The sequence below is a fragment of the Candidatus Pseudothioglobus sp. Uisw_086 genome (assembly GCF_048085745.1).
Classification (GTDB): domain Bacteria; phylum Pseudomonadota; class Gammaproteobacteria; order PS1; family Pseudothioglobaceae; genus Pseudothioglobus.
The window spans coordinates 321,299-346,896 of record NZ_CP159803.1 but is presented as its reverse complement, the minus strand read 5'-3'; the positions used below and the strand labels follow the sequence as shown (position 1 = coordinate 346,896).

Genomic DNA, 25,598 nt, shown 5'->3' with positions numbered 1-25,598 from the left:
GGGATTAATCTAATTAAATGCAAACTTGTCATAAATTTATGGAAATAGTTTTTAATTCATTTTTTAAAATTTCCACTACATCAATATCTCTATTTTGGTCTGTTATTTTTTCATATAAGAGATTATTGAACTGCATATTTTTATAATTACCATGAACATTTAAATATTCCATACTAAATTTATGCATCTTAGTATCACTAAAATATGGCTTATCTTCATCTATACAATTATATGTTGGTTTTTTTAAGAAAAGTCCATGCCAAATACTATTACTCCTTCCAGTTATAAGCCCCTCTTTTACAGAAGGTAAAAATACCTCGAGATTGAGATTATGCCATTTAGTAAACTGTTCCAAACCTTTTGCACGCTTCATGATTGAATGATATTTTATTGCAATAGAAATTTGAATAAATAGATCTGATATTTCCCACTTAGAGAAAATAGATGAAAAAAATCTAGCATACTTATCAATATATGAATGCATTCTAACTAGAAAATTGAGGCTTAAAAGACTATAAATTTTACCATTAACAATATAATCAGCTCTTTCATCAGCATTATGGGGCTTTAAAACAATTACTTTTCTTCGATCTATTTGACCCAAAATTAATAGAATATTCTCAAGATAAGTTAATCTATCTTGTAAATTACAAAAACTAAATGGTGTGGGGTTTGCAATCAAATAATCTATTTCTAAGGGTGGAAATATTGGATATTTTTTATAAGGAACTCCTATCTCAATAATCTGATTATCTTTAAATTTAAAGCTTTTTTCTTTTTCAAATTGTTTTACTCTAAAGTCATAAAACTGCCGATCTACTACAAGAATTTTATCGATTTTTTTTTCATGTAAGTACTCATATTGAGCATTACCCATTGCGACACCAGAAAGCCAAAAAGTTTTTTGACTAACTATATTTTTATCAATATAGTTAATTGCTTTTTGAGTATAGTGGGTTTGTGGTAATATTTCTATATCTGCAGTTATTTTTTGAGAGTAGATAATATCAGCCCCATAACTCTCACAAAGCTCTAAAAATGATTTATTAGTATTTTCAATCCTAGAGGATGTTTTTTCATCGATTTTTTGAGGGAAAATAGCTACCTTATGAGACTTTGATAGTTCTTTTACAATCGTTAGAAAAATACAACATCGTTGAAAACCAACAAAGATTAAGGCAAAGTTATAGTGCTGCATAAAAAGTATAAATGATGACTATTTATGATTATACCGAGTCTTAGTCAAGAGTAAAAACAGAGTGTTCACCAGATTTTATTGATTTCAACCACTTGCTGTTTCTTAAACAATATACAAAGCTTGGATAGAAGTTATACTTAATACCAATATCAGAGTTTATAATTAACTCACAAGTAGCAACCCGCCCGTCTACAACAATAGTTTTAGGCCTCCCGCCTGAATCAAAAAATCTCAATATATCATCATTTGGTACTTTTTTCCCGTTTACCTTACATGGAGGGCCATCAATATAAATAAAGTCAGCGCCCTTAGGAATTATTTCTTTAAACCCTGTTGTTTTCTCATCTTCAGAGACCCTATCAGGAATAATGCGTATGTCAATTTCTATAGCTTTTTCATTTAAAATATCTTTAGTAACTTTCCCCCAATGAGGGTGGCTTTCATAGCAGGTGTATTTTGAATTATTTTGCTTAGCCCATAAAGAAAAAACTGCAGAACTAGTTCCTGAGCCCATTTCAACTATGTATGAGGGTTTAAATTTTTCTAGAAGCATATATGTATCCCAGCCCTTATAGGGCTGCCTAGGACTTGCCAGTTGATTCCCAGCATTAAAATTTTTATATATTTCTAGTAATATAGGCAAGTGGTCTTCAGAATATTTCAAAGCCTTTCGCTTATAAAAAATCATTTTAAGGCCTTGCAATTTTATTGCAAAAAATTTGAATATAATATTCACAAAAATTACTATACCCTCATATTTTCAAAATAGCTATATCAAAAAATCTAGTATGTTATTGTTTTTTGAATAGAAATACTACAATTACTTAAAATATCTACTATTTTCTTTGCAGCATACCCATCACCAAAAATAAAATCTGGCTCATAGCTTCCATGATTAATTTGAGATTTGACAGCAGCTACAATTTCATTTTTACTATAGTTAACATCTTTAACATTTTTACTTCGCTCTCTTCCATTTTGACGAGTTCCAATATTCACTGTTGGAGTTCCTAAAAATGCGGACTCTCTAATACCACTTGAAGAATTACCTAATATACAAGCTGCATTCCTTAAGAGAGGGGAATAAACCTCAATCGGCAAGCTTTTGAAAAAATGAATATTTTCAGGAGCATCTGCTTCTCTGAACCTACGAACTGCTTTATTAATATTATTAGCACCTGCATCCATATTTGGCATAACCCAAATTGTCGGCATACTTAATAATTTAATTGCCTCAATAGTTTCATTCATATTAGTAAGATTTGCATCATATTCGGTAGTTACAGGATGCTGTATTAAAATTAAATATTTTTTAGGCAGAATTTCAATAATTGGGCCCATTCCATATTCATTTTGGTACTGTCTTACTGGAGAAAGATTATCAAGATCCAACTCTCGTATAACATCCATGCTAGTTCCACCTACATGGAATATACTGTTAGGGTCTTCGCCCATTTTTTCAATACGTGTTGCTGCATCAATAGACGCAGGAAGATGAATATGCGATAGTTTTGTAATTGCATGTCTAATTGACTCATCAATAGACCCAGAAACCTCACCACCTTCAACATGTGCAACAGCAATATTCATATATGCAGCAGCTAAGGCAATTGGAAGGCACTCAAATCTATCAGCAATGACAATAACAATATCTGGCTTTAAGTCCTCAAACGCAGTTGAAAACTCACTAACTGCAAGGCCTGAAGACTTTGCCATTGTGGCTAGACTCTCACCCTCAATCACAAAATTTATTGTTCTATCAACAACAATTTTAGTTTCTTCTTTTATGGTCTTGAGAAGACGACCATACTTTTCAAGAACCACCATACCCCCAATAATAACTTGCAGTTCTAAATTGGGATTTTTCTGTATTTCATTAATCACAGATTTCATCTTTGCATAATTTCCACGAGTAGTTAAAACGATGCATATCTTTCTCTTTTTCAACTTAAAAACTCCCATTTAATAACTTCATCGATCTGTATATCTTTATTCGCTGTTCGCCCTACTAAATCCATAATCATTGAAGGTGAAATTCCAGTACCTGGCCTTTTTGATACTAAGTCTTCAATTGAAATTACTGAACCAGTTTCTATATTTTTTTTTGCAATTAAACTTTTACTAGCCCATATTAAGCTATCTCTTTCGCCCTTAGTTGGCCCATCTTCCCTAAGACTTAATGCAGCCTCTATATCTCTAGCCTGCTTAATAAAAAGAGCCAAATCATGAGGACCACAAGAAACTTTCCAATCTTGAGCATTTGGCACATTAAAGTCAAGACTTATATGCTTTTCTATAATCTTCGCACCCATAGCAATTGCAGCCAATGGAATATGATAACCCTCAGTATGGTCCGAATAACCAGAAATAACACCAAACTTTTCAGCAATTAAATTTATATTTTTTAGTCCTATATCTTTAGCAGGCGCTGGGTATTCTGTTACACAATGAAGGACTCCAATATCTTTATTATTTGTTCCTAAAATAATTTCAAGAGCCTCACCTATTTGTTGAATTTTGTACATTCCTGTGGAAAATATTAGTGGCTTTCCTAAATTTGCAACAGCCTCTATAAAAGGCCAATTCCCAACCTCTCCTGAACCAATTTTATAAGCAGGGACATTGAGGCTTAGAAGAAAATCAAGTGATGGCTGATCATGAGCTGTTGCAAAAAAAGTGATATTTTTATTATCACAATATTTTTGTATTCTCTCAAAAGCAGCATAATCTAACTGCCTTGACCCTAGCCTGGTTTTCCAATCTGCCGATACCTTTGAAATCATAGCATCCACATCATAAACTTGAAACTTTACCGCATCTGCTCCAGACTCAACCGCTAAATCAACCAACCTATATGCCTTATTTTCATCTCCAAAATGTGAAATTCCAGCTTCTGCAATTATATACACAGGGTGACTCATACCAATTGAGCGGCCATTAATACTAAACTCTAATGCAAAATCGTTCATATTCTTTATTTTTCCCAATTTACTCTTGGCATAATTTTATTTATATCAATCTTATCTTTAAAAGGCATAATTATCTCCATCATTTCAATAAGGACTTTATTCGATAAAATATGGGGCTTTAACCCCAATTCAACTAACCCAGAATGCTTTGGATTGTAATAATGGTCTTCTTTTTCTTGACGAGGGTTTATTATTGATTGAATTTTAACCTCTAATCCAATTTCAGATCCAGCAGCTTGGACAAGAGCTGCAATTTCATTAACGCTAAATTGCTCAGTAAATTGGTTTAACACTCTTAGCTCTCCAGGCTCTGGCTGATTATCAACTGCTAATTCAACACACTGAAGCGTGTCTTTAATATTAAGATAGCCTCTTATTTGCTTCCCTTTTCCATAAATAGTCAAAGGGATATTGGCTACTGCTTGAGTTACAAAGCGATTTACAACTGTTCCAAAAATATCATCATAATTGAAGAAAGGTGAAAGTTGAAAATCTAAATCAGCTTCTTTTGTACTTAAACCATAAACTGGCCCTTGCATTAAATCAGTGACACATAAGTTGCTTGTTCTGACATAAAACCACAGGAGGTCTGTATCTAATACTTTGGTAGTATGATAGAGACTGCCAGCTTGCCTTGGATAAAGGAAAGTATCATTTCTCCCATTATGATTAATATTAATCCAGCCTTCCTCTATATCTATATTAGGCGTTCCATATTCGCCCATCGTCCCAAGCTTTACAATGTGGCACTTAGGTGCCAATTCTTTAACAGCCCAGATGAGGTTAAAAGTTGTGTCTAAATTATTTTTAAATGTTAAATATGCTGACTTATAATTACTCATAGAATAAGGAGCAGAAGGTTGCTCAGCATAATGAATAATAGTTTCTGGGTTGAAATTTTTTATTAGGCTTAGTAAAAAGCTATAGTCAGAACAATCTCCAATTTTTACTTCAATCTTATTTCCTGATAGCTCTTCAAAAATTCTAGCTCTTTCATTGAGCTCTGGAACTAAAAATAAAGGCTCCGAATCTGTCTCTTTTGAGAGCTGTCTACGTAAATAATTATCTGCAACACATACATCATCACCTCTAGCAGAAAAATGCATAGCAGTTGGCCATCCTAAATATCCATCCCCACCAAGTATTAAAATCCGCAAGAATTACTCCTTAAATTATCTGATTATCAGTCAGATAATTCTTTAACTCTTCTTTTAGAATACTTTTTTCACTATGAGAGTTATAAGGTTGGTTAATATTCTTGCTGAGAATTTCATCATAATCATGATGAATATTATTATATATTCCTTTAAAGGCAGGCAATACAGCGTAAAAGTTTTTTAACTCTATCGTACGTCTAACTTCCTCTTCATTCATTAACTCTTCATACATTTTTTCACCTGGCTTTGAGCCAACATTTTTAATTTTGATTTCTTTAGTATTATCAGACAGAATTTCAATCATCGCTTCTGCCAAATCCAAAATTTTTATTACAGGCATTTTTGTAACAAAAACTTCTCCACCTTTAGCGATAAAAACAGACTCAATAACAAGAGACACAGCCTCTTTAACAGTCATAACAAATCTTGTCATACTTTTATCTGTTAATGTAACAGGTCCTCCACTAGTTATCTGTTTTTTAAAAATTGGAATAACTGAACCACGAGACCCTAAAACATTTCCAAATCGAGTTGATGCATATATTGTTCCGCTCTCGTCCCTTCTATGAACATTTGCTGCTGTTATTAATCGCTCTCCCATTAGTTTAGTCGTACCCATAACATTAGTAGGATTAACCGCTTTGTCTGAGGATGTAAAAATAAAGCGCTCAACTTGATTCAGCTCTGCAGCATCTATAATATTAATCATTCCTTGGATATTAGTTGAAACGGCATCTCGTGGTGATTGCTCACATAAAACTACATGCTTTAAGGCTGCAGCATGTAACACAATATCAATGCCATGCATTACGCGGTTTAAACCTTTTGCATCTCTAAGATCGCATAAAAAGAAATCAATATTATTGGCAGAGTTATATTTTTCAGATATGAAAAATAACTCAGTTTCACTATTATCAATGCCAACAATACATTCAACGTCAGTTTGACTTAATTGCCTTACTAACTCTGAACCTATAGTTCCACAAACACCGGTAATCAATACTTTTTTATTTTTCCAACTCTTTGCATTTTTCATACTTTCCCCTTAATTAGAGCATATTGCGCATTATCATGTATCTCAAATACCAATATTTCTGCATTTGGAATTAAACTTTCTAATTCGAATTTTACTGAATTTATGACTAACATAAAGCGGCAACTCTTAAGTAATTTTTCAATCATTAGATTATAGCCAGGATACATATAAACATGATTAAGCCAGCTATTAATAAAAATATAGTCACAGCTACTTGGAAGCACTTGTTTACTTGAATCAAAATCTATCATTGACTTATTGAAAAAAGTAACATGGTTATCAAAGTTTGCTCTTTTTGCAACATTTATTGCTGGCCTATAAACATCAACCCCTATTCCTTGACAATTATAGCGATCTGTCAAATAAAATAAGTGCTTTCCCGTGCCACACCCAGGGTCGAAGATTAAATCTCCTTCAGCTATAGTGACATAATCCTTACAAAATTGGAGAAGGAGCTTCACATCATTTAAAGGCCTATTTAAAAAGAAATGTTCTGCTGTTAAAGATTCCCCTTTTTTAAGTGTTAGATTTAACAACTGCCATTTATTAAAAAAAAGACCTACTGTCTTACTTTGTACTGCGTGGCCGACACTTTTACCTTCATTTCTTAATTCTTCTTTTATTTTAATAATTTGGCTATAGTTCCTCAAAACTTTATAATTAAACCCAGGAAGTAGTGCTATAAGTCTTAGAAAAAACGCAGAAGCAGCTATTGGAAAACTTATCATCACAAATATATATCTTAGAATTGTTTTAGTAAAATAACGAATCATAATTTATTCTTGATAACTGAGATGATTTCATTCTCAGCACGAATGCTAGACATTCCATCAGGAGTCGAAATAAACTCTTTAAGGAAAAGGTCATTTCTCTCTTCAAGATACTCATAAGTTGAAAACTCGTTGATACACTTAATTAAATCTTCGTATGAATTCACATAATTCACAAGATCTTCATTATTAATAAAATAATCTTCGAATAAGCTATTTTTAAACTTGGGCATAAAAACTTGCCTTTTTGCAAGTATAGCTTCTAATAAAACTGAAGAGTTCAGGCCACCAACTAAAAATGCATCTTGAATTAATTCATAAGGGGTCCCTGTATTTATAATTTTTAAATTATGAAGATTCTCGAGTCGATTACTTTTTGCTATATTCAACACATAGTCTAAATATCTCTTGCCACCTTTTGTCTTTATTGTCACATTTAAATGCTGCGACTGTTTAGCAAATTTCATTATTTCTAAATGAAAGTTGATTGATTTTTGAAGAAGTTCACTTTTGGTTGTCTCTGGTAATGAAATATGTCTAAGCTTATCTTCCATATAAAAAGAAAAGAAAACTACACTACTTCCAATACTCCCAATAGAGGAATATTTATCAAATCTAGGAACTCCTACAGTTACTATATTAGTTTTTGTAATTCCTTTAATATTCGCATCAATTAAAGCATTTTTAATATTGTCATTGTAAACAAGCATCCTTGAACCGATAAACTTACCATTAGTATAAGTATCGACTAAATTTTTATACTGACTTGGAGAGGTCATTCCTTCTTTATGAAGGATAACAAAAGGTATCTTTCTTTCAAGACAAATTGATGCCAATTCTTGCTGCCATGAATATACATAATTTGCAGACATCATTGCATCAATGTTTAGTTCTTTAAATAAAATAGTTAAAAAATTATCAAGAAATTTTTTATATTCTATTTTTTCAAAGTCCAGGTTTTTATCATTATGATAGTTTGTATGATCAAAAATTTTCCGATGAAAATGAAATTGAAAAATTGAGATAAATATTATTTTTGGAATTACTAAATAGTTAAGTTTGCTACTATTATTAGACAACTCTTCAATCTCTTCATCAAATATTGCCCTCCCAATACAAAGTATGTTTAACGAGCTATCATTATTAATTTTTTTAATAGAAAAAATAGCAACTTTTGAAATTAACGAGTACGCCTTGAACATTGATAAAAATTCAACCAGCCTGTGGCGAAGAAGCCACCTTAGCAAAAAAGAGAAAAAAATCATTTATTTAGATTTGTAAAAAACTGTCGTGCAAAATCTAAATCTGACTCTGTATCAATGCTGATATTATTCCCCTCACATATCAAGTATCCAGTCTTATCTCCCATAATAGACTTTTTATTAATTAAACAATTCCTTGTAATTGCATACGCTATTCCATTCCTATGATAAACAGGTTTTAATTGTTGCCTTGCAATTATATCCTTCCCATCTTTGTCATAGTAATCTAGAGTCTCTTCATCAATAATTAATTGCTTTAATGGATGAGATTTAGAATCAGTTTCAGAAATGGTCCAAACAGCATCAAAGTCTTTTGAGACTAATTTCTCAATAGTTTGAATTACTTGTAACCCTGTCCTCAGGGGAGAGGTTGGCTGAAGCATAATTATAAGATCATACACACAGCTATCTTTTAACTCCATCTCATGCAGTGCATGCGTTAGCACCTCCAAATCAGAAATTTGATCCCCTGATAAATAATCTGGCCTCATAAAGGGGGCTGAAGCGCCACCCTTAACTGCAGCATCTGCTATCTTTTGATTATCTGTTGAAACAATAACACGGTCAAGTAAAGTAATCTTACTAGCTACAATCGCAGCCAATTCAACTATAGACTTAGTGCCAATAAGTGATAAATTTTTTAAAGGTATCCCCTTACTTCCGCCTCTAGCAGGAATTACAGTTAATATTTTTAAGTTATTAATCAATTTTTCAGGATAATTATACTAAGGCTCAGTTAAAACTTTATTTCAAAATTTATGCATTTCAAAAACCATCTTAGGTTTGCTAAAAAAATGCAAAAGATAGGTAATTATACATATCAAGCAATATTGCTTACCCATTTGGGTAAATCATGCATTGTCTTTCTAAAAACCTGAGGCTCAATGCTAAATCTAGAAAGATCATGTCCAACACCAAAAAAATAGCAATTTGTGCGTAATGCAGCCAGTCTATCTGCTTCACTATCGCCTATATAGATAATTTCAGAGGGATGGCACTGAAACAACCCCATAATAGTATGAATATGCATTTCCTTACTATTTGGACTTCCATATATTCCATTAAATAAATGGCTATTCCCTCTTTTATTAACAATAATATTCAAAGTTTTTTCAGGTGTTGCAGAACTTATAAAAATCTTTATACCCATTGATACTAGTTTTTTAAGAGACTCTTCTGAGTCTTTCATACTTTTTGCTTGTGAAACCTCACTCTCACATAACAAAGTGTAATTATCAATAAGGTCATTAATATTTACAGAAATTCCATGTTCACTATGCATGGAGCGTGAAAAAAATTGAAAGATGGTGTTTCTATCGCCCACATCTCTTGAAAGAATTTCTTCAATTATTGCTTTTGAATTCGGAAGGTTTCTAGTAACCTGAAAGAAAGCATTTAACTTTATATTATTAGAATCTACTAATGTTCCATCAAAATCAAAAATTGCATATTTGATCATGGCACTTTAATTTTCAATTAATTCAAATCGACCCCAATTCTTAACTACAGTTTTTCTTTGACTTCTCTTAAGATCATTAATTTTTTTATCACTATAAATCGAATCATCGTTATAGTGTGTTGTAGAAATTTCTTCAACAATACAACCATCTTTAGACCAAAATTCATGCCATACACCAGGCTGAACCAAAGCTGTCTCACCAGGCTTTAAAACTTTTTTTCTCCCATCAAGCATATATTCAAAATTACCACTTAATGACTGAAAAGTTTCTTCTTTGCGCTTATGAAAATGCGAAGGGTGTTTTTGTCCAGGCAAAACAACAATAAGTTTTTTGCAGTACTCACGATTAACACAATCAATAATTAACGCGCCAACCTCTCTAAAATTCTCGACCCCATAGTGGTGAGAAAATTCAATATTAAATTCACTATTTAGGCTAATTGAAGCATTATTCAGCATGGCTTTAACTTCATGAATCGCATCTTTTAAAACTCTGTATCTGTTAGAGGACTTTATATCTACATTGGCAGGGAAAACTGCGGCATCTTTTTTGATAGCTTCTGTAGTATGAATTCCATTCTCTACCCAATTTTCACTTGAAAGTTGTCCAGATACAAATGGCATTGCATAGTAAATATCAGTTGCAGAAAGGATTAAACCAGCTTCAACATCATGTTTTAAAAACATGCCTCTTTGAAGTCCGTCTAATGAATCTTGTTCAATAGCGGTGATTGGTCGATGAGTGGATGAGCCACATAAAATTTCAGAATACCTATAAGCCTCAAACCATTTATCAAGCTGCTTAGGCCTTGAAGAATATACGTTTAATTTCACTTCATCAGTATCCAACCCAACATGTCTCTCAAACATTTTTGCACCTTTTGCCATGGCTATTTGAATTGGAACCGTATCATCCTGATCTTCATGAGTAGACCAGCCAATTACGGTATTCTTATATCTTTTTCTTAGAGTATCAATATGATTTAAATGAAAGTCATCTTGTGGAATTGGATAAATTGAAACACAATGCATTAGAGCATGGGCAACACCTCGATGCTCAAAAAAACTTACTAAATTATCAACATCATTAATTTTTAGCCCACCAGTGGAAGCAACAACTGGGAGTGAAGCAAAAGCAATATCTTCTAATAATGGCCAGTCCTTTGCCGAACAACTTGCAACCTTAATAATATCAAACCCCATATCAGAAATTATGGGGACTGATTCATTATCGAAAGGAGTACACATTGTGAGCAGTCCCTCATCTTTAACTGCTTTAAATAAAACTTCCCAATCTTTTTGACTAAGTTGCGTTGAAAGAAACCTTGGAATATGCTTATTATCACTATTTTTTTTGTGATGAGGGTGAATAAAACTTTCATACTGCCTAAACTGGAACTTTATTGCAGCCCTTATCTTGTGTTTATGCACCATTTTTGAGCATTCTTGAATAATTTTCAAGCCATGCTTCAGATTACCCTGATGATTGTTAGCTAGATCCAGTACAAATAAATCATTGAAATTAAAATTTTTCATATTAATTGAATATTATTTAAAAAGAAAGCGCCTTCAATGAATATCCCTTTGAATAGTCAATAGTTACTGGACAATTATTTTGGGCAGAGTGATGGGCTGCTGCAATTACCAACATTGTCTCTAAACCCCTTTCAAGTTTAATAGGTGATTTATTATATAGCTCATTGTTCTCAAGCACTGAACTTATATGTTGTAATTCTTGAAAAAAATCATCTGGCCTAGTTTTAAGAATCTCTTCAACTTTAACCTCAATATTGTCTTTACCATAAATAACTGAATCAACTCCAGGCTTATTGCCACAAAACCACTCTAAATAGCCATTTTCACACTGGGCCCTTGCCCATTTTCTTGTTGGTTTTGTAATAACATCCTGAACTACTCTACCTATAACATTTTGTTCAGTCTTAAGATTCATTAAACATATACTGTCATAATTAAGAGCCTCTTCTTTTATATAATCCATGGAAGCTGAAACTTCATTCACCCTTCCAATTCCAGACTCATGTGCAAAACATTGGAACAAATTTATTGCATGAGAATGCTCTCCACATGCGCCTCCACCTTTTTCCCAGTAACCAAGATAACTATCAGATGGACCATCTAGCCATGGATGAGCTTGAAATATCCCTCCCCAATATTCACGAAATTCAACATCAAGAGTATAAATTTCACCCATAGCTTCATTTTGAAGAGAGTTAGACATTTTGAGAGCAGACTTAGAAATTGCATGATCATAGCCAACAAATACTAAGCAATTTGCTTTTCTTGCCTCATCAAATAATTCTTGAGCTCCATTTAAATCTGGAGAACATAGTGGCTTTTCTACTAAAACTGCCTTTGCACCCTCTCTCACAGCAGACCTAGCAAGTTTCATATGGCTATCAGGAGGAGTTCCGATGATAATTAAATCATAGCCACCAACTGGAGCCTGATCATTATTGTATAGATTTATCTGATTATCCCAATCATCATATCTTGAAGGATATATTTCATTTTTTGTACGATTTAAAGCCTCATGATCTATATCACAAATATCGACACTCCAGTCCATTCGCCTAGATGCTTGTGCTAAGTGATTTCCAATTGATCCAGCCCCATATATTTTTACTTTTTTCATATATACCTGTTGTTAAATTTATAGCTATTTTTAGTTAGTATTTTTTACTTGATATCATCATACTTTCCTCTATTTACTAGGCCTTTTCTTGTAACCTCATAAATAACATCACAATATTTTAAAGTTGTATAGTTATGAGCCACGATAATGAAGGTTTTGAGGCCCTTGAGACTTTTTATCTCTTCAAGAATTTGTTCTTCAGTTTCCATATCAAGAGCACTTGTAGACTCATCCATAAAAAGAATATCTCTTTTGTGATAAATGGCTCTTGCTAAAGCTATTCGTTGTCTTTCTCCTCCAGACAAGCGAACCCCTCGCTCACCAATATAGGCATTCAAACCACCATCTAATTTATCTATAAGGCTGTCTAATTTGGACTGTTTAATTGCTAGTTCTACTTGGTTATTATCAATTTCACTCTCTAGTACTCCAAGTGCAATATTATTCTTAAGAGACGTGTCTAATACAAATACTTCTTGAGGAATATAGGCAACTTGAGAGGTCCACTCAGTTGCATCTTGACTAATGAGATTATTATTATATAAAATTCTTCCACTATTTGGCTTTAAAAAAAACAAGAGTAGGTCCATTAGAGTTGTTTTACCAGATCCAGATGACCCAATTATTCCAACCATATCTCCTTTTTTAATTGTCAGATTGACATTTTCAAATATTACTGTGTCACTAGATACATGTGAGAAGTCAATTTTTTCCAACCTTAAAGATTCAAAATTACTAGCTAACTTATCAATATTTTTTTTATCAACAACCCCAGTTACTTGGTAATTATTAAAGTCATTATTAGTAGAATATTTTTTAAGGTCTTCATATAACTTATCTACTGAATTTTTACCATATCGAATATTACCAAAACTTACTAAAATTTGAACTGTTGATGGCATTAATCTTAGAGAAGCGACCCCAAACATAGTTATAGTCGAAATAATATAAAGCGAATCTTTTCCTAAATAAACTGAAACAACTGCCACTAATGCTATAAAGGTAATGACCACTAATTCAATGACATATCTAGACGAAGTTACGATTACAGTAGATTTAACTCTTGCTATTGCAAGTTTTTTGGCAAAAATATGAACTAAATTATTAAAATAGCCAGTTATTCCGTATATATGATTTTCTTTATATCCATACATAGCCTCTTGAATACTTTGTATCATCTGAGTTGATGAAGAGTTAACCACTTTCCCATACTCATTATTTTTTTTCTTAAAAGATTTGTCATAAAAATATCCTGAAAGTATCAATAAAAAAAGAAATATATAAAAAGAAATGCCCATATTTATTGCTAAAAAAATTAATATGAGGATGCCAACTATGCCCTCACTTATGATTCTAAGAATTGACTGAACTATTGAGGTTGAAAATTGACCTGCTAGAGTTTGGACGTTATAAACATATTCTGAGCTATTTCTGCTCGCATAATCGCTATAGCTCATATCTTGATATATACAAATTAAATATGATCTCAGCCTTACTCCATAATTAAAGCAAATCTTAAGGATTGTTTTATTTACATATATTGCAGTTATTGCCTTAACTAAAAATAATAAAAACAAAAAGCAGCTAAAAGCAACAATTAGTTCATGAGAAGTAAGTTGATATTTATCCAAATTGAAAAACTGAACAAGTTCTACTGATTCTCCATTAATTAATAAAGAAACAAAAGAAACTATTAACCCAATTCCAATAAGATCCAATACAGAAGATAGAAGAAAAAGTGGAACAAGCCAAAGGAGTTTTCTACGATCATTACCCACAAGATAATTAATTTTCTTAAGAAAAACAAAAAAATTATTTATATTACTAATCATTAACTACTCTTAGTGATTCTTACAAAATGTTTATCAAGCTTCATACACTTAAATTCAACATCATCATTTTTTGAAAAGAAAAATAACACTTCTTGAATCTCAATTAAAGAAAGTGTATCAAACTTATGATTAGTATAATCAGCAGCAACATGATTTTCCATAAAAAAATTTCTAATCATTTTTCTTAAGAGAAACTCAAGTCTTCCCTTATATTCTTTTATAGATTGAAATATGAAAAATTCTTTATTATTATTTTTTGGGTTGATTTTTATATGATTAATAATTTCATTTATAATTAAATCTGAAGAAATAGATTCACCCATATTTAAAACATAATGCTCATAATCTTTTCTCATCTCAGACTCATCTTCAATTTCTATATTTTTAAATAGTAAGCTCTTAATACCTTCTATTAAAGCGTTTGATGTTTTAAATTCATTGGAGCATTTGAATGGAATTTCTTTTTCACTATAAGTATCGACAAGAGGCCGTAAAGAGAACCTTGGAATCCCAGCCGCAAATGCTTCAATAGAGGTTGTACAATAATGATGAATAACCGCCTTTGAGCACAATATCCAAGGATGAACTGAAAAATCACTCTCCACGAAAACATTTATGAATTTATCCGCTAGAATTTGATAAACCTCCTTACTTTCTGATGGATGAGGCCTGACTACAATTTCAGTATCAGGGAAAGCAACTGCCAATTGAGGAATTACTTCTAAAAAGGATGTAAATGTTTTTGTTTTAACTTCTTGATATTTTTTAAAGTTTTTAATACTTTTATTGTCTTTTAGTGTTTTTTTATCGATAAGGGACTGAACATAATTAATATCTTTAATAAAATGATTACATGACGGAAAACTTGTACATACTAGAATAAATTCATTATATTTACTTCTGATTGAGGTAATATTATTTTGATAAACCTCAGAAAAATTTGGCTTTAATAAATCAAGCCTGGGGTTACCAGTAACTCGAAGCTTAGATGTGATATTTTTTCTTCCTTTGTTTATAATGTTGAAGTTTTCCTTGCCCCATGTAAAAATTAAATCAACATGCTTAATGGTTTTAGGCGAAATCCTCATATCTAAATACATTTCATCTGAATAAGTTACAAGGCCTTCTTCTTCACCCACTACAACAAGATGACCTAACTTAGAAAGTTTTTCAAAAAAATCATTATAATTTTCTGCAATTCCAAGCCCGTAATATATACCTTTAGGCATACTCAAAACCAGACGATTTAAATCATTTTTTTTTCCTAATATTACATTAAATCCACTCTTTACAGCATATTTTGCCAGCAATAGCTTCGCATAAAGCTCACGATCCTTAACTTCAACAGGGATGTAAAAATTCATAACTAAAGTCTGCCGTCAGAATATTCAGCAGGTAATAAATACTTTAAGTCATAAATTACATGACTTTCTTTACCAAAACTCTTAATTTTATCAACTTTAAGTGCTTTAAATTCATTGTGGGCAACAGCTAAAATAATAGCATCATATTTTCCAGGAAACGGCTCATTTATGAGCTCTATTTGATATTCTTTAGCAGCCTCATCTTTGTCAACCCAAGGATCAAATACATCTACATTGCAATTTAATACCTCAAAGTCTTTAACCAGCTTGGCAACCAGTGTATTTCTAATATCAGGACAATTCTCTTTAAATGTTAAGCCCATAATTAAAATATTAGATTGGTGTATTTGAATATTCTTATCTTCCATTAATATAAATACTTGGTCTACAACCTCAGTTGTCATTGAATCATTAAGTCTTCTCCCAGCTAATATCATTTTTGGATTATATCCAACATCCAGAGCTTTTTGCGTCAAATAGTATGGGTCCACCCCAATACAATGGCCCCCTACAAGACCGGGACGAAAGGATAAGAAATTCCACTTAGATTCTGCAGCCTTTAAAACCTCTTCAGTATCTATTCCCAGTTTATTAAAGATTAAGGCAAGCTCATTAATTAAAGCAATATTTACATCTCTTTGTGTATTCTCTATTACTTTCGCTGCTTCTGCAACCTTAATACTTTGCGCTCTAAAGGTACCCGCAATAATTATTTCATTATATAAATTATCAATAAAATCTGCAATTACCGGGTTCGAACCAGAAGTAATCTTTTTTATGTCAATTAAACGGTGTTTTTTATCTCCTGGATTAATTCTTTCAGGAGAATATCCGCAATAGAAGTCTTCATTATATTTTAATCCCGAATTTTTTTCAAGAATTGGAACGCATACTTCTTCAGTTGCACCAGGGTATACAGTTGATTCATAAATAATAATATCGCCTTGACTAATAACTTTTCCAACTACCCTGCTAGACTCTTCAAGTGGGAACAAATCAGGCTCTTTATTTTTGTCTATAGGGGTCGGCACTGTAATAATATAAATAGAGCAATCTTGAATATCTTTTACATTGCTAGTAAAACTTAAGTACTTTGACTTAAGCAACTCAGCTGGTGTTATTTCAAGAGTATGGTCATTACCATTGACTAATTCAATAATTCTCGATTTATTAATATCGAAACCAATAGTTTCTCTTTTTTTTCCAAACTCAGCAGCTAGAGGAAGTCCAACGTAGCCCAGACCTATTACTGCTATTTTTCTGCTTGACATATAAAATTAATGAGTAATAATAATTCAATAGGAGGTAACAAAACTCATAGTTACCCAATTAGACATTTAGATTATCTAAATGTTATTTTAAACTATGAAGTAATTAAAACATTTTTTTCGTCCTCAGAAATAAAATAGATCATTAATAATTTAAATTATTATTAATTAATATTCATTAATTTAATGCATTTTGAAAGAGAATCTTCCCAATTAGGAATTTTAATATTTAATGCCTCTTTAATCTTATCTTTATTTAATAAAGTATTTTTTGGTATCTCGGCCAACCTAGGATACTCAGAAGAGTGAATTCGACTTAAATTACAGCTAATATTAGTTAATTCAAAAATTTTTTTTGAAAAATCATAGCGGCTACAAAACCCTTCATTTGCAAAATGATAAATTTGGGTTTTATTATTATATTTTTGAAAACTATCATTATCTATTATTGATACAATTAATTTTGCAAGATCATTACAAAATGTAGGACTGCTGATTTGATCTGTGACAATACTTAATTCATTTTTTTCTTTACCAAGAGCAATCATATTTTTTACATAATTTTTTCTATACTCTGAATATAGCCAGCTAGTTCTAATAATTATGCCGTTGAAAGGTAGAGCAGATAAAAATGCCTTTTCACCTGCCAGTTTTGTTTTTCCATAGATGTTTACTGGATTTGTCTCATCATCCTCAGAGTATAATTTTTTTTTTCTTCCATCAAAAACTTGATCAGTAGATATATGAATAAATTTAATATTTTTTTTATTTGCAATAGTTGCAATATGCTTTACAGCAAGATGGTTAATTTGATTTGCAATTAATTTATCTTTTTCAGCTTTATCAACATTAGTATAAGCCGAGCAATTAATAATAATATCAACATTATTATTATTAAAATAATCTGAAATATCTCCATTTTGAGCTAGATCGAGATCGTTCTTCCCAATAAAAGAATATTCGTTTAGAGTTGTTTTTGAAACAACATTTTTAATTGATTGGCCTAACTGGCCATTTTTACCAAGTACTAAAATTTTCATTATTAATAAATTTAGAAATAAATCTTTTCAAAAGAGAAATTAGGGTGAACTTTGTCTTTATCTGACACAATTATTTCATTTAACTTAAGCATCCAATCAATAGACAACTTGGGATCATTATATGCAATCCCTCGTTCACTATCTTTAGAGTAATAGTTGTCTGTTTTATAACTAACAACTGCTGAATCACTTAAAACTAAAAACCCGTGCGCAAAGCCCTTTGGAATAAATAACTGGCGTTTATTTGATTGATTTAGTTCAACAGCTATATGCATACCAAAAGTTGGGCTATTATTTCTAATATCAACTGCAACATCTAAAATACTTCCAGATACAACTCTCACAAGCTTACTTTGGCTATGAGGTGAGATTTGGTAATGTAGCCCCCTCAGAACCCCTTTAGAAGACATGGACTCATTGTCTTGGACAAAATTTATTTTTGATTTTAAAGTTTGTTCTAAAAAATTTTTCCTGAAAGTTTCAAAAAAATATCCACGAAGATCTTTATGAATAGCAGGCTCAATTACTAATAAATCAGGAATTTTTTGACGTATATATTTCAAGGTATATTTTTTGCAATATTTACTAAGTAACGACCATATTGATTATCACTAGATTGAAGAGCTAACCTTTTAAATTGCTCCTTTGAAATATATCCTTTATCAACTGCAATTTCTTCAATACAACCAACTTTCAACCCTTGTCTTTTTTCAATAGTTGCAATAAAAGTTGAGGCATCAAGCAAACTCTCATGTGTCCCTGTATCAAGCCAGGCAAAACCTCTTCCCATTTGTTCAACTGAAAGACGGCCTTCATCTAGATACATTTGATTTAAAGTTGTAATTTCTAACTCGCCTCTTTGAGAAGGCTTAACAATATTAGCTTTAGAAATAACATCATTTGGGTAAAAATATAATCCAGTTACAGCATAATTACTTTTTGCCTTTTCTGGCTTTTCCTCAATACTAATTACTTGGCCATTATCATCAAATTCAACTACGCCATAACGCTCAGGGTCTTTAACATAATATCCAAAGATTGTAGCAAAGCTTTTATTTTTTAAAGATGAGATAGCACTATCCAAAAAATCTGTAATTCCATGCCCATAAAAAATATTATCGCCAAGGATAAGACTTACATCATCTTTGCCAATAAAATCAGCTCCTAAAATAAATGCTTGTGCCAAACCATCAGGACTAGGCTGAACGATATAATCAAATCTCATGCCAATATCTTCACCTTCACCAAGTAAATTTTTAAAAAAAGGCAAGTCTTCTTTCGTAGAAATAATCAACACTTCTTGAATTCCCGCTAACATTAATATTGATAATGGGTAATATATCATTGGCTTATCATATACAGGCATTAGCTGCTTTGATAAAGCCTTAGTCAGTGGATGCAGTCTTGTTCCAGAGCCGCCCGCAAGAATAATACCTTTCATAAACTAATCTCCTCCATATCTTTAAAATTAGCATTCTTAATTCTAGTATTTTCACACCAAATTTGGTTATTAAGATACCACTTAACGGTCTTTCTTAAACCAGTTTCAAAAGTCTCAATTGGAACCCAGCCTAGTTCTTTTTTAATTTTTGAAGAATCGATTGCATATCTAACATCATGGCCAGCCCTATCATCAACAAAAGAAATTAACTCTTTATACTTTATAACATTTAAAATTTTACTTGGAAGCAGTTCATCAAGAATCTTACAAATCCCATGAACAACATCAATATTTTTAATTTCATTGTGCCCTCCAATATTATAAGTTTCTCCAACCCCTCCCCGAAAAGCAGTTTCAAATAAAGCACGGGCATGATCTTCAACAAAAAGCCAGTCTCTTATTTGTTGACCATCACCATAAATTGGAATCGATTTTCCATGTATTGCATTGAGAATAACAACAGGTATTAATTTTTCAGGAAACTGGAATGGGCCATAGTTATTAGAGCAATTAGTAATTATGACTGGAAGCCCATATGTTCTATACCAAGACCGCACCAAATGATCTGCACTGGCTTTTGAAGCAGAATAAGGAGAACTAGGTTTATATGAATTTTTTTCAGTAAATAAAGCTTCATTTTTATTTAAATCTCCATAAACCTCATCAGTAGAAACATGATGAAAGCGAAAATCATTTCTTTTATCGCCACTGAGCTTTCTCCAATAAGATAAAGATTGCTGCAAAAGCGTGAATGTTCCAATAATATTTGTTTGGATGAAATCACTTGGGCGATCAATAGAATTGTCAACGTGAGATTCAGCAGCTAAATGCAATACAATATCAGGCTGAAATTGCTTGAAAACTCTATTAATAGATTTGGCATCACAAATATCTACCTGGTCAAAAATATAATTTGAGCTTTCACCAATAGACTTTAAAGACTCTAAGTTACCAGCATAAGTAAGTTTATCAATATTTTTTACAATATGACCACTATTATTCAAAATATAGCGAATCAAAGCAGAGCCAATAAAGCCTGCTCCACCTGTGATTAAGATTTTTTTAATAGCCATACTGCATAGCTTCAAGTAATAATACTCTAAAAATTAAAATATTAAGTTATTGATAAATATACCAAACTTAATATACATGTTGATTTTATAGTAAATACTCTAAAAGATAGCCATTTAAAAAACAAGATTTACCTTTGCAAAAAATAGCTATAACTCCAATACAAATTATTAAAAAATACGGAAAATAGTTTAAAAATTGAAAAATTAACCAAGTGAATTTAACGTTGCTTAGCTATTATAATAGAAAAGAATTTTTGAGTTTTTTTTAAAAATATAAATATGTCATATAGTAATACTAATTTTAATAATAAAACAATCCTTATAACAGGAGGTGCAGGTTTTATTGGAAGTAACTTAGCATTTTTTTTCCAAAAAAACTTCCCTAAATGTACTATTGTTATATTTGATTGTTTTAGAAATGAGTCTACTTTTTCAAATGGAAATTTAATAAGCTTTGGGCATTACAAAAATTTAATTGGGTTTAATGGTGAGATAATTTGTGGCAATATAAATAATAGTGAAAGTTTATTGCTGCTTAATCAGTTTAAATTTGATTTCATCTTTCACCAAGCTGCAATTTCTGATACTAGGGTCTATGACCAAGAAGAAGTTATGAAAACTAATGTAAACTCTTTTTATGAACTACTAGAAATTGCTAAACGAGATAATTCAGTTCTAATATATGCAAGCTCAGCTGCAACATATGGTAGTGAACCCTCCCCTCAAACTGTAGGTAAAGAAAATCCTGAAAATCCTTATGGTTTCAGCAAATATATTATGGATAAAATTGCTGAAAAATTTACAAAAAAAAATCCCACTATGACAATAGTTGGACTTAGATATTTTAATGTATATGGTCCAAGAGAGTTTTATAAGGGGAGCACGTCATCAATGATTATTCAACTTGGCCACCAGATTCTGAATAACAATAAACCACGTTTATTTGAAGGCTCTCAAAATATTTTTAGAGACTTTATTTATATAGAGGATGTAATTCAAGCGAATATTAAAGCATGCAGCCCTTTAAAAAATGGGACTTTTAATGTTGGTACAGGTGTTTCTCGAAGCTTTGAGGAGATATCAATTATATTAAAAGCCGAGTTAGATTCTCAACTGGAAACTGAATATTTTGCTAATCCTTATAAAGGATATCAAAATCATACCCAGGCTAATATTTATTCAACTAAAAAATACTTAGACTTTAAGCCAAAATTTTCTTTGGAAAAAGGAATCAAATCCTATGTTCCTGAAATTAAGAGAACTTTCTTTGAAGGGACATTATGATTGAGTTTCAAACTAAATCCCCAAAAATATTAGTAATTGGGGATATGATTCTAGATCACTATCTTTGGGGAGGTTGCAAACGCATATCACCTGAGGCTCCAGTACAAATTGTTGATGTTGAAAAGGAAAGTATTTCTCTTGGTGGAGCTGGAAATGTTGTAAATAACTTAATAAAACTTGGTGCAAAAGCTGATATTGTTAGCGTTATTGGAGATAATGAAACTTCTAAAGAGCTAAAAAAACTTTTAAAGGATATTGGTGTTGACTCAAAATATCTCTTTACGCAAGAAAACCGCATCACATCGAGAAAAACTAGAATTATATCTTCTCAGCAGCAAGTGGTTCGTTATGATCAAGAGAGTACTAGCCAGATTAGCTCTGAGTCTCAAGAAAAAGTACTTACCACTTTCAAAAAAATAATTTTAAACTATGATATTGTTCTTCTATCAGACTATGGGAAGGGCTTATTAACTGTTGAATTAACTAAAACTTTAATCGAAATTTCTACAAAATATAAAAAGAAGGTTTTAATTGATCCTAAAGGCTTTGATTATTCAAAATATACAGGAGCTTATTTACTTACGCCAAATAAAAAGGAGGCAGGAGAGGCTACTAAGATAGATATTAAAGATAATGAATCACTTACACTGGCCATTATAGAGCTGAAATTAAAATATAGACTAGATATTTCACTAATCACACTTAGTGAAGAAGGTGTTGCTATTTATGATGATGATCTTCGGATTTATCCTACAGTAGTTAGAGAGGTTTTTGATGTCACTGGGGCTGGTGATACAATACTTGCATCTCTTGGATTTGCTTTAGCTTGTCAAATTGATATAGATGTAGCAGTTAAATTTGCAAATTTAGCTGCAGGGATTGTTGTTGGCAAAATTGGAAGTTCTACTACTTCATTTAATGAAATTATTGAATATGAGTCTAGCATTAACAAATCTTCAAGCTATCAACATATTAAAACATTAAGTGAAATTATCGTGGTCAGTAAAGAGTTAAAATCCAAAGGTAGAAAAATCATTTTCACAAATGGATGTTTTGATTTACTTCACTCTGGGCATGTTAAATATTTAGAAGAGGCAAAAAGTTTTGGTGATATTTTAATAGTTGGACTAAACTCTAATCGATCTGTAGCCGCTCTAAAAGGTAAAAATCGCCCTATTAATTCTGAAGATGATCGTGCATATATTGTTGCGTCTCTAGAAGTAGTTGATTATGTAGTAATTTTTGATGAAGACACCCCTTATGACTTGATTAACTCAATAAAGCCAAATATATTAGTAAAGGGTGGTGACTATAAAAATAAGCAAGTCGTTGGTCAAAATATCGTTGACCAATTAAAAATAGTCGACTATGAAGATGATAAAAGTACTACTAATACTATCAATCAAATCAAAAAAATCTTAAATACGAATGCAACAATTAATTAAAAACGAATTTAAAGAACATATCAAAGCATTTGATCTTGCAATGCGATCTCTAATTCCTCATATAGAGATCGCAGCAAATCTTTGCATTGATTGTATTAATAATGACGGAAAAATCTTGTTAATTGGAAATGGTGGAAGTGCAGCTGATGCCCAGCATATAGCTGCTGAGCTTGTCGGAAGGTATAAAGTTGATAGAAAAGCGATTTCTGCTATTGCCCTTACTACCGATTCCTCAATAATTACAGCAGTTAGTAATGACTTTGGCTTTTCTCATGTATTTGATCGTCAAATTGAAGCTTTAGCCAATACTAATGACGTCATTATTGGAATCAGCACTAGTGGAAATAGTGAAAATATCATTAGTGGATTAAAAGTTGCAAAAAAAATAGGCTGTAAAACTATTGTATTAAGTGGAAATAAGGGGGGGCAATTAAAAGAAATATGTAATTCTAGTATAATAGTGCCCTCTATTGATACAGCAAGAATTCAGGAAATTCATATTTTTATTGGGCACACTCTTTGTACTTTAATAGAAGACAGAGTCAAAAACTAATTTAATGAATCAATGGAGCTTAGCACCTCCTCAACTTCAATAAAGTTCATGCAATTCTGATGTTTTAGTGGACAAGTTCGCTTCATGCATGGCTGACAACTCAAGTTTTTTTTGACTATAGTACTTTTACTATTTTTCCACTGAGAAGTCTCATGGTGAAGTGTTGGCCCAAAGATTGAAACAGTTGGAATTTGAAAACTTGCAGCTAAGTGCATGGGCCCACTATCTCCAGTAACAAATAAACTTAAATTTGAAATATGATTAATCAGCTCTTGAATTGTCGTCTTTCCTGCAAGGTTTTGAAAATTACTTACATTATTTTTAACGAGTTTTTTTTCAATCTCACATGCAATATCTACTTCATCTGGCCCACCAAAGATAATAATTTCATAAGTACTTGAAAGCCTTAATGCAACTTCTGCAAACTTGTCGATATTCCATCTTTTTGCATCACCATATGCTGCACCAGGATTAATACCTGCAATTAAAATTGAATTATTACTTTGTTCATTATTTTGATAAACAAATAGTCGACCTGGCTTTTTATCAACATTTAAGACCTCATTAACAAAGTCATTATATTTTTCAACTACATGTTTATTTAAATAATAATTTTTATTAAACTGATATTTATTTTTTGCAGATATAAAAAATTTCAATATTGTTGTTCTATATGAATCTCTAAAAGATATAAAAACATCGTATTGATCCAAAAATTTCAGCTGGCTAAAAAACGAACTATAGCTTTTATTGAGTATAAAAAAATTTACCACATTAGGGTGATTTTTTAGAACCTCTACAGATATGCTTGAACCAAGAATAGTAATTTCTGGATTATCATAGAAACTTACTAGATTTTCAAAAGCAGGGGTGAGCATTACGCAATCACCAAGCCAACTTGGAAGCTCAACTAAAAGCTTCATTTCACTAACTTGAAGTGTTTTTTACTTAAGTCCAAGCCAAACATTTTTTCTATTTTCATCATAAATCGATGTTTGATTTGTTTTTTGGTGGGGTTGTAGTTTGGATCAACCTCAAATAAACCAAGTTCTTTTGGAATCCAATCTTTAATTACGTTTGGATGGTTTCCATGAAATTCTTTTATCACCTGAAAATCCATCTGTGAATAATCAATTTCCTTATGTTGTTTATTCCAATATTTTTGAACTTTACGGCTTTTAAGATTCATTTGCTCTTGAGTCCTTACCCATCCATAGTGATAGCAATGAGCACCCGTATGCTTAGCCTTAGGAAACCTACTTTTTTTATTACTCTTATTATCCAATACAAGCCAATAAAGGCCATCAGGGGCATAAGATCTTAATGAGTTTTTTAAAATTCTAGCCTCTGAACGGTACCATCCAGGTGAGTCGAGAAAAGTATTAGCATTACCATAAAAATGATAAAAATCAAATACAAGCGCTTCAACATTATCATTATCATTATATCTCCGCATACTTTTCTCAATTTTAACTAAGTCATCCTCATGATAAATCTCATCTCCTTCAATATAAAAAAGCCAGTCACCTGTACAATTGAATTGAGCAATCATTTTTTGCTGGCCATATACATAGCCTCGATCCTTCATTGCATCACTCCATCTGGACTCAATAACTCGTATTTTTGAACTTGGAATCGACTTAATCATAGCTAAGGTGTCATCTTCACTCTCTCCAACATTGATAATAAACTCATCAACTATTGGCAGGATTGAATTAATAGACTGTACAAAAGGATATCCAAGTATTTGTCCATTTTTTATAAAAGTAAACGCACTAACCTTCATTTTTCTTC

The 25,598-nt window shown here is 31.6% G+C and carries 24 protein-coding genes; 3 read left to right on the top strand and 21 right to left on the bottom strand.

The annotated features are described in order from the left end of the window. Positions 1 to 28: 28 nt before the first annotated feature. The 19 genes from ABXT49_RS01745 to rfbB form a co-directional block, all read right to left on the bottom strand. Complete coding sequence (locus tag ABXT49_RS01745; RefSeq protein WP_416652638.1) at positions 29 to 1,198, bottom strand: hypothetical protein; 1,170 nt, start codon at positions 1,196 to 1,198, stop codon at positions 29 to 31. A gap of 40 nt (positions 1,199 to 1,238) precedes the next feature. After that, complete coding sequence (locus tag ABXT49_RS01740; protein ID WP_416652636.1) at positions 1,239 to 1,886, bottom strand: hypothetical protein; 648 nt, start codon at positions 1,884 to 1,886, stop codon at positions 1,239 to 1,241. 95 nt (positions 1,887 to 1,981) lie between these two features. Next, positions 1,982 to 3,145, bottom strand: a complete 1,164-nt coding sequence (gene neuC / locus ABXT49_RS01735; RefSeq protein ID WP_416652635.1) for a UDP-N-acetylglucosamine 2-epimerase — start codon at positions 3,143 to 3,145, stop codon at positions 1,982 to 1,984. Next, a complete protein-coding gene (locus ABXT49_RS01730) occupies positions 3,142 to 4,167 on the bottom strand; it encodes an N-acetylneuraminate synthase family protein (RefSeq protein WP_416652632.1) in 1,026 nt (341 codons plus the stop codon). The genes neuC and ABXT49_RS01730 overlap by 4 nt, the downstream gene beginning before the upstream one ends. 5 nt (positions 4,168 to 4,172) lie before the next feature. Next, positions 4,173 to 5,324: an NAD-dependent epimerase/dehydratase family protein gene (locus ABXT49_RS01725; RefSeq protein ID WP_416652629.1), complete on the bottom strand. Its 1,152-nt coding sequence runs from the start codon at positions 5,322 to 5,324 to the stop codon at positions 4,173 to 4,175. 10 nt (positions 5,325 to 5,334) lie between these two features. Next, complete coding sequence (locus ABXT49_RS01720) at positions 5,335 to 6,360, bottom strand: SDR family NAD(P)-dependent oxidoreductase (protein ID WP_416652626.1); 1,026 nt, start codon at positions 6,358 to 6,360, stop codon at positions 5,335 to 5,337. Further along, entirely contained in the window at positions 6,357 to 7,088 is a 732-nt protein-coding gene (locus ABXT49_RS01715; protein ID WP_416653513.1) for a class I SAM-dependent methyltransferase, read from the bottom strand. Before ABXT49_RS01715 ends, ABXT49_RS01720 begins: the two co-directional genes overlap by 4 nt. Before the next feature lie 41 nt (positions 7,089 to 7,129). Further along, complete coding sequence (locus ABXT49_RS01710; RefSeq protein WP_416652623.1) at positions 7,130 to 8,332, bottom strand: hypothetical protein; 1,203 nt, start codon at positions 8,330 to 8,332, stop codon at positions 7,130 to 7,132. A 59-nt stretch (positions 8,333 to 8,391) separates the two neighbouring features. Then, positions 8,392 to 9,099, bottom strand: a complete 708-nt coding sequence (locus tag ABXT49_RS01705; protein ID WP_416652620.1) for a cytidylyltransferase domain-containing protein — start codon at positions 9,097 to 9,099, stop codon at positions 8,392 to 8,394. A gap of 113 nt (positions 9,100 to 9,212) precedes the next feature. Continuing rightward, a complete protein-coding gene (locus ABXT49_RS01700) occupies positions 9,213 to 9,851 on the bottom strand; it encodes an HAD family hydrolase (protein WP_416652617.1) in 639 nt (212 codons plus the stop codon). A gap of 6 nt (positions 9,852 to 9,857) precedes the next feature. Next, positions 9,858 to 11,387 (bottom strand): D-lyxose/D-mannose family sugar isomerase, encoded by a 1,530-nt coding sequence (locus ABXT49_RS01695; RefSeq protein WP_416652615.1) that lies wholly within the window; start codon positions 11,385 to 11,387, stop codon positions 9,858 to 9,860. 16 nt (positions 11,388 to 11,403) lie between these two features. Then, positions 11,404 to 12,504 (bottom strand): Gfo/Idh/MocA family protein, encoded by a 1,101-nt coding sequence (locus ABXT49_RS01690; protein WP_416652613.1) that lies wholly within the window; start codon positions 12,502 to 12,504, stop codon positions 11,404 to 11,406. A 44-nt stretch (positions 12,505 to 12,548) separates the two neighbouring features. Beyond that, complete coding sequence (locus tag ABXT49_RS01685; RefSeq protein ID WP_416652611.1) at positions 12,549 to 14,336, bottom strand: ATP-binding cassette domain-containing protein; 1,788 nt, start codon at positions 14,334 to 14,336, stop codon at positions 12,549 to 12,551. Continuing rightward, the gene (locus tag ABXT49_RS01680) at positions 14,336 to 15,700 is read right to left on the bottom strand and encodes a surface carbohydrate biosynthesis protein (RefSeq protein WP_416652608.1); all 1,365 of its coding nucleotides are present in this window, start codon (positions 15,698 to 15,700) and stop codon (positions 14,336 to 14,338) included. Before ABXT49_RS01680 ends, ABXT49_RS01685 begins: the two co-directional genes overlap by 1 nt. Before the next feature lie 2 nt (positions 15,701 to 15,702). Continuing rightward, the gene (gene tviB / locus ABXT49_RS01675) at positions 15,703 to 16,971 is read right to left on the bottom strand and encodes a Vi polysaccharide biosynthesis UDP-N-acetylglucosamine C-6 dehydrogenase TviB (protein WP_416652607.1); all 1,269 of its coding nucleotides are present in this window, start codon (positions 16,969 to 16,971) and stop codon (positions 15,703 to 15,705) included. Between the two features lie 161 nt (positions 16,972 to 17,132). Beyond that, entirely contained in the window at positions 17,133 to 18,008 is an 876-nt protein-coding gene (gene rfbD, locus ABXT49_RS01670) for a dTDP-4-dehydrorhamnose reductase (RefSeq protein WP_416652604.1), read from the bottom strand. Positions 18,009 to 18,019: 11 nt separating this feature from the next. Next, positions 18,020 to 18,571, bottom strand: a complete 552-nt coding sequence (gene rfbC, locus ABXT49_RS01665) for a dTDP-4-dehydrorhamnose 3,5-epimerase (protein WP_416652602.1) — start codon at positions 18,569 to 18,571, stop codon at positions 18,020 to 18,022. After that, on the bottom strand, positions 18,568 to 19,449 hold the full coding sequence (gene rfbA, locus ABXT49_RS01660) for a glucose-1-phosphate thymidylyltransferase RfbA (protein WP_416652601.1): 882 nt from the start codon (positions 19,447 to 19,449) through the stop codon (positions 18,568 to 18,570). Before rfbA ends, rfbC begins: the two co-directional genes overlap by 4 nt. Then, positions 19,446 to 20,522 carry a dTDP-glucose 4,6-dehydratase gene (gene rfbB / locus ABXT49_RS01655; RefSeq protein WP_416652599.1) on the bottom strand — a complete coding sequence of 359 codons (1,077 nt, stop codon included), beginning with the start codon at positions 20,520 to 20,522 and terminating at the stop codon, positions 19,446 to 19,448. Before rfbB ends, rfbA begins: the two co-directional genes overlap by 4 nt. A 279-nt stretch (positions 20,523 to 20,801) precedes the next feature. Between rfbB and rfaD the strand changes: the two genes are divergently transcribed. Genes rfaD through ABXT49_RS01640 form a run of 3 tightly spaced genes read left to right on the top strand, consistent with a single transcriptional unit; the run spans position 20,802 to position 23,804 of the window. Further along, positions 20,802 to 21,806, top strand: a complete 1,005-nt coding sequence (rfaD, locus tag ABXT49_RS01650) for an ADP-glyceromanno-heptose 6-epimerase (RefSeq protein ID WP_416652597.1) — start codon at positions 20,802 to 20,804, stop codon at positions 21,804 to 21,806. After that, entirely contained in the window at positions 21,803 to 23,251 is a 1,449-nt protein-coding gene (gene rfaE1, locus ABXT49_RS01645; protein ID WP_416652595.1) for a D-glycero-beta-D-manno-heptose-7-phosphate kinase, read from the top strand. Before rfaD ends, rfaE1 begins: the two co-directional genes overlap by 4 nt. Beyond that, positions 23,235 to 23,804 (top strand): D-sedoheptulose 7-phosphate isomerase, encoded by a 570-nt coding sequence (locus tag ABXT49_RS01640; RefSeq protein WP_416652594.1) that lies wholly within the window; start codon positions 23,235 to 23,237, stop codon positions 23,802 to 23,804. The genes rfaE1 and ABXT49_RS01640 overlap by 17 nt, the downstream gene beginning before the upstream one ends. Here the strand turns inward: ABXT49_RS01640 and ABXT49_RS01635 are convergent. Next, a complete protein-coding gene (locus ABXT49_RS01635) occupies positions 23,801 to 24,727 on the bottom strand; it encodes a glycosyltransferase family 9 protein (RefSeq protein WP_416652592.1) in 927 nt (308 codons plus the stop codon). The two genes, ABXT49_RS01640 and ABXT49_RS01635, sit on opposite strands and share 4 nt — an antisense overlap. Next, positions 24,724 to 25,590 (bottom strand): glycosyltransferase, encoded by an 867-nt coding sequence (locus ABXT49_RS01630; RefSeq protein WP_416652590.1) that lies wholly within the window; start codon positions 25,588 to 25,590, stop codon positions 24,724 to 24,726. Before ABXT49_RS01630 ends, ABXT49_RS01635 begins: the two co-directional genes overlap by 4 nt. Between the last annotated feature and the right edge of the window lie 8 nt (positions 25,591 to 25,598).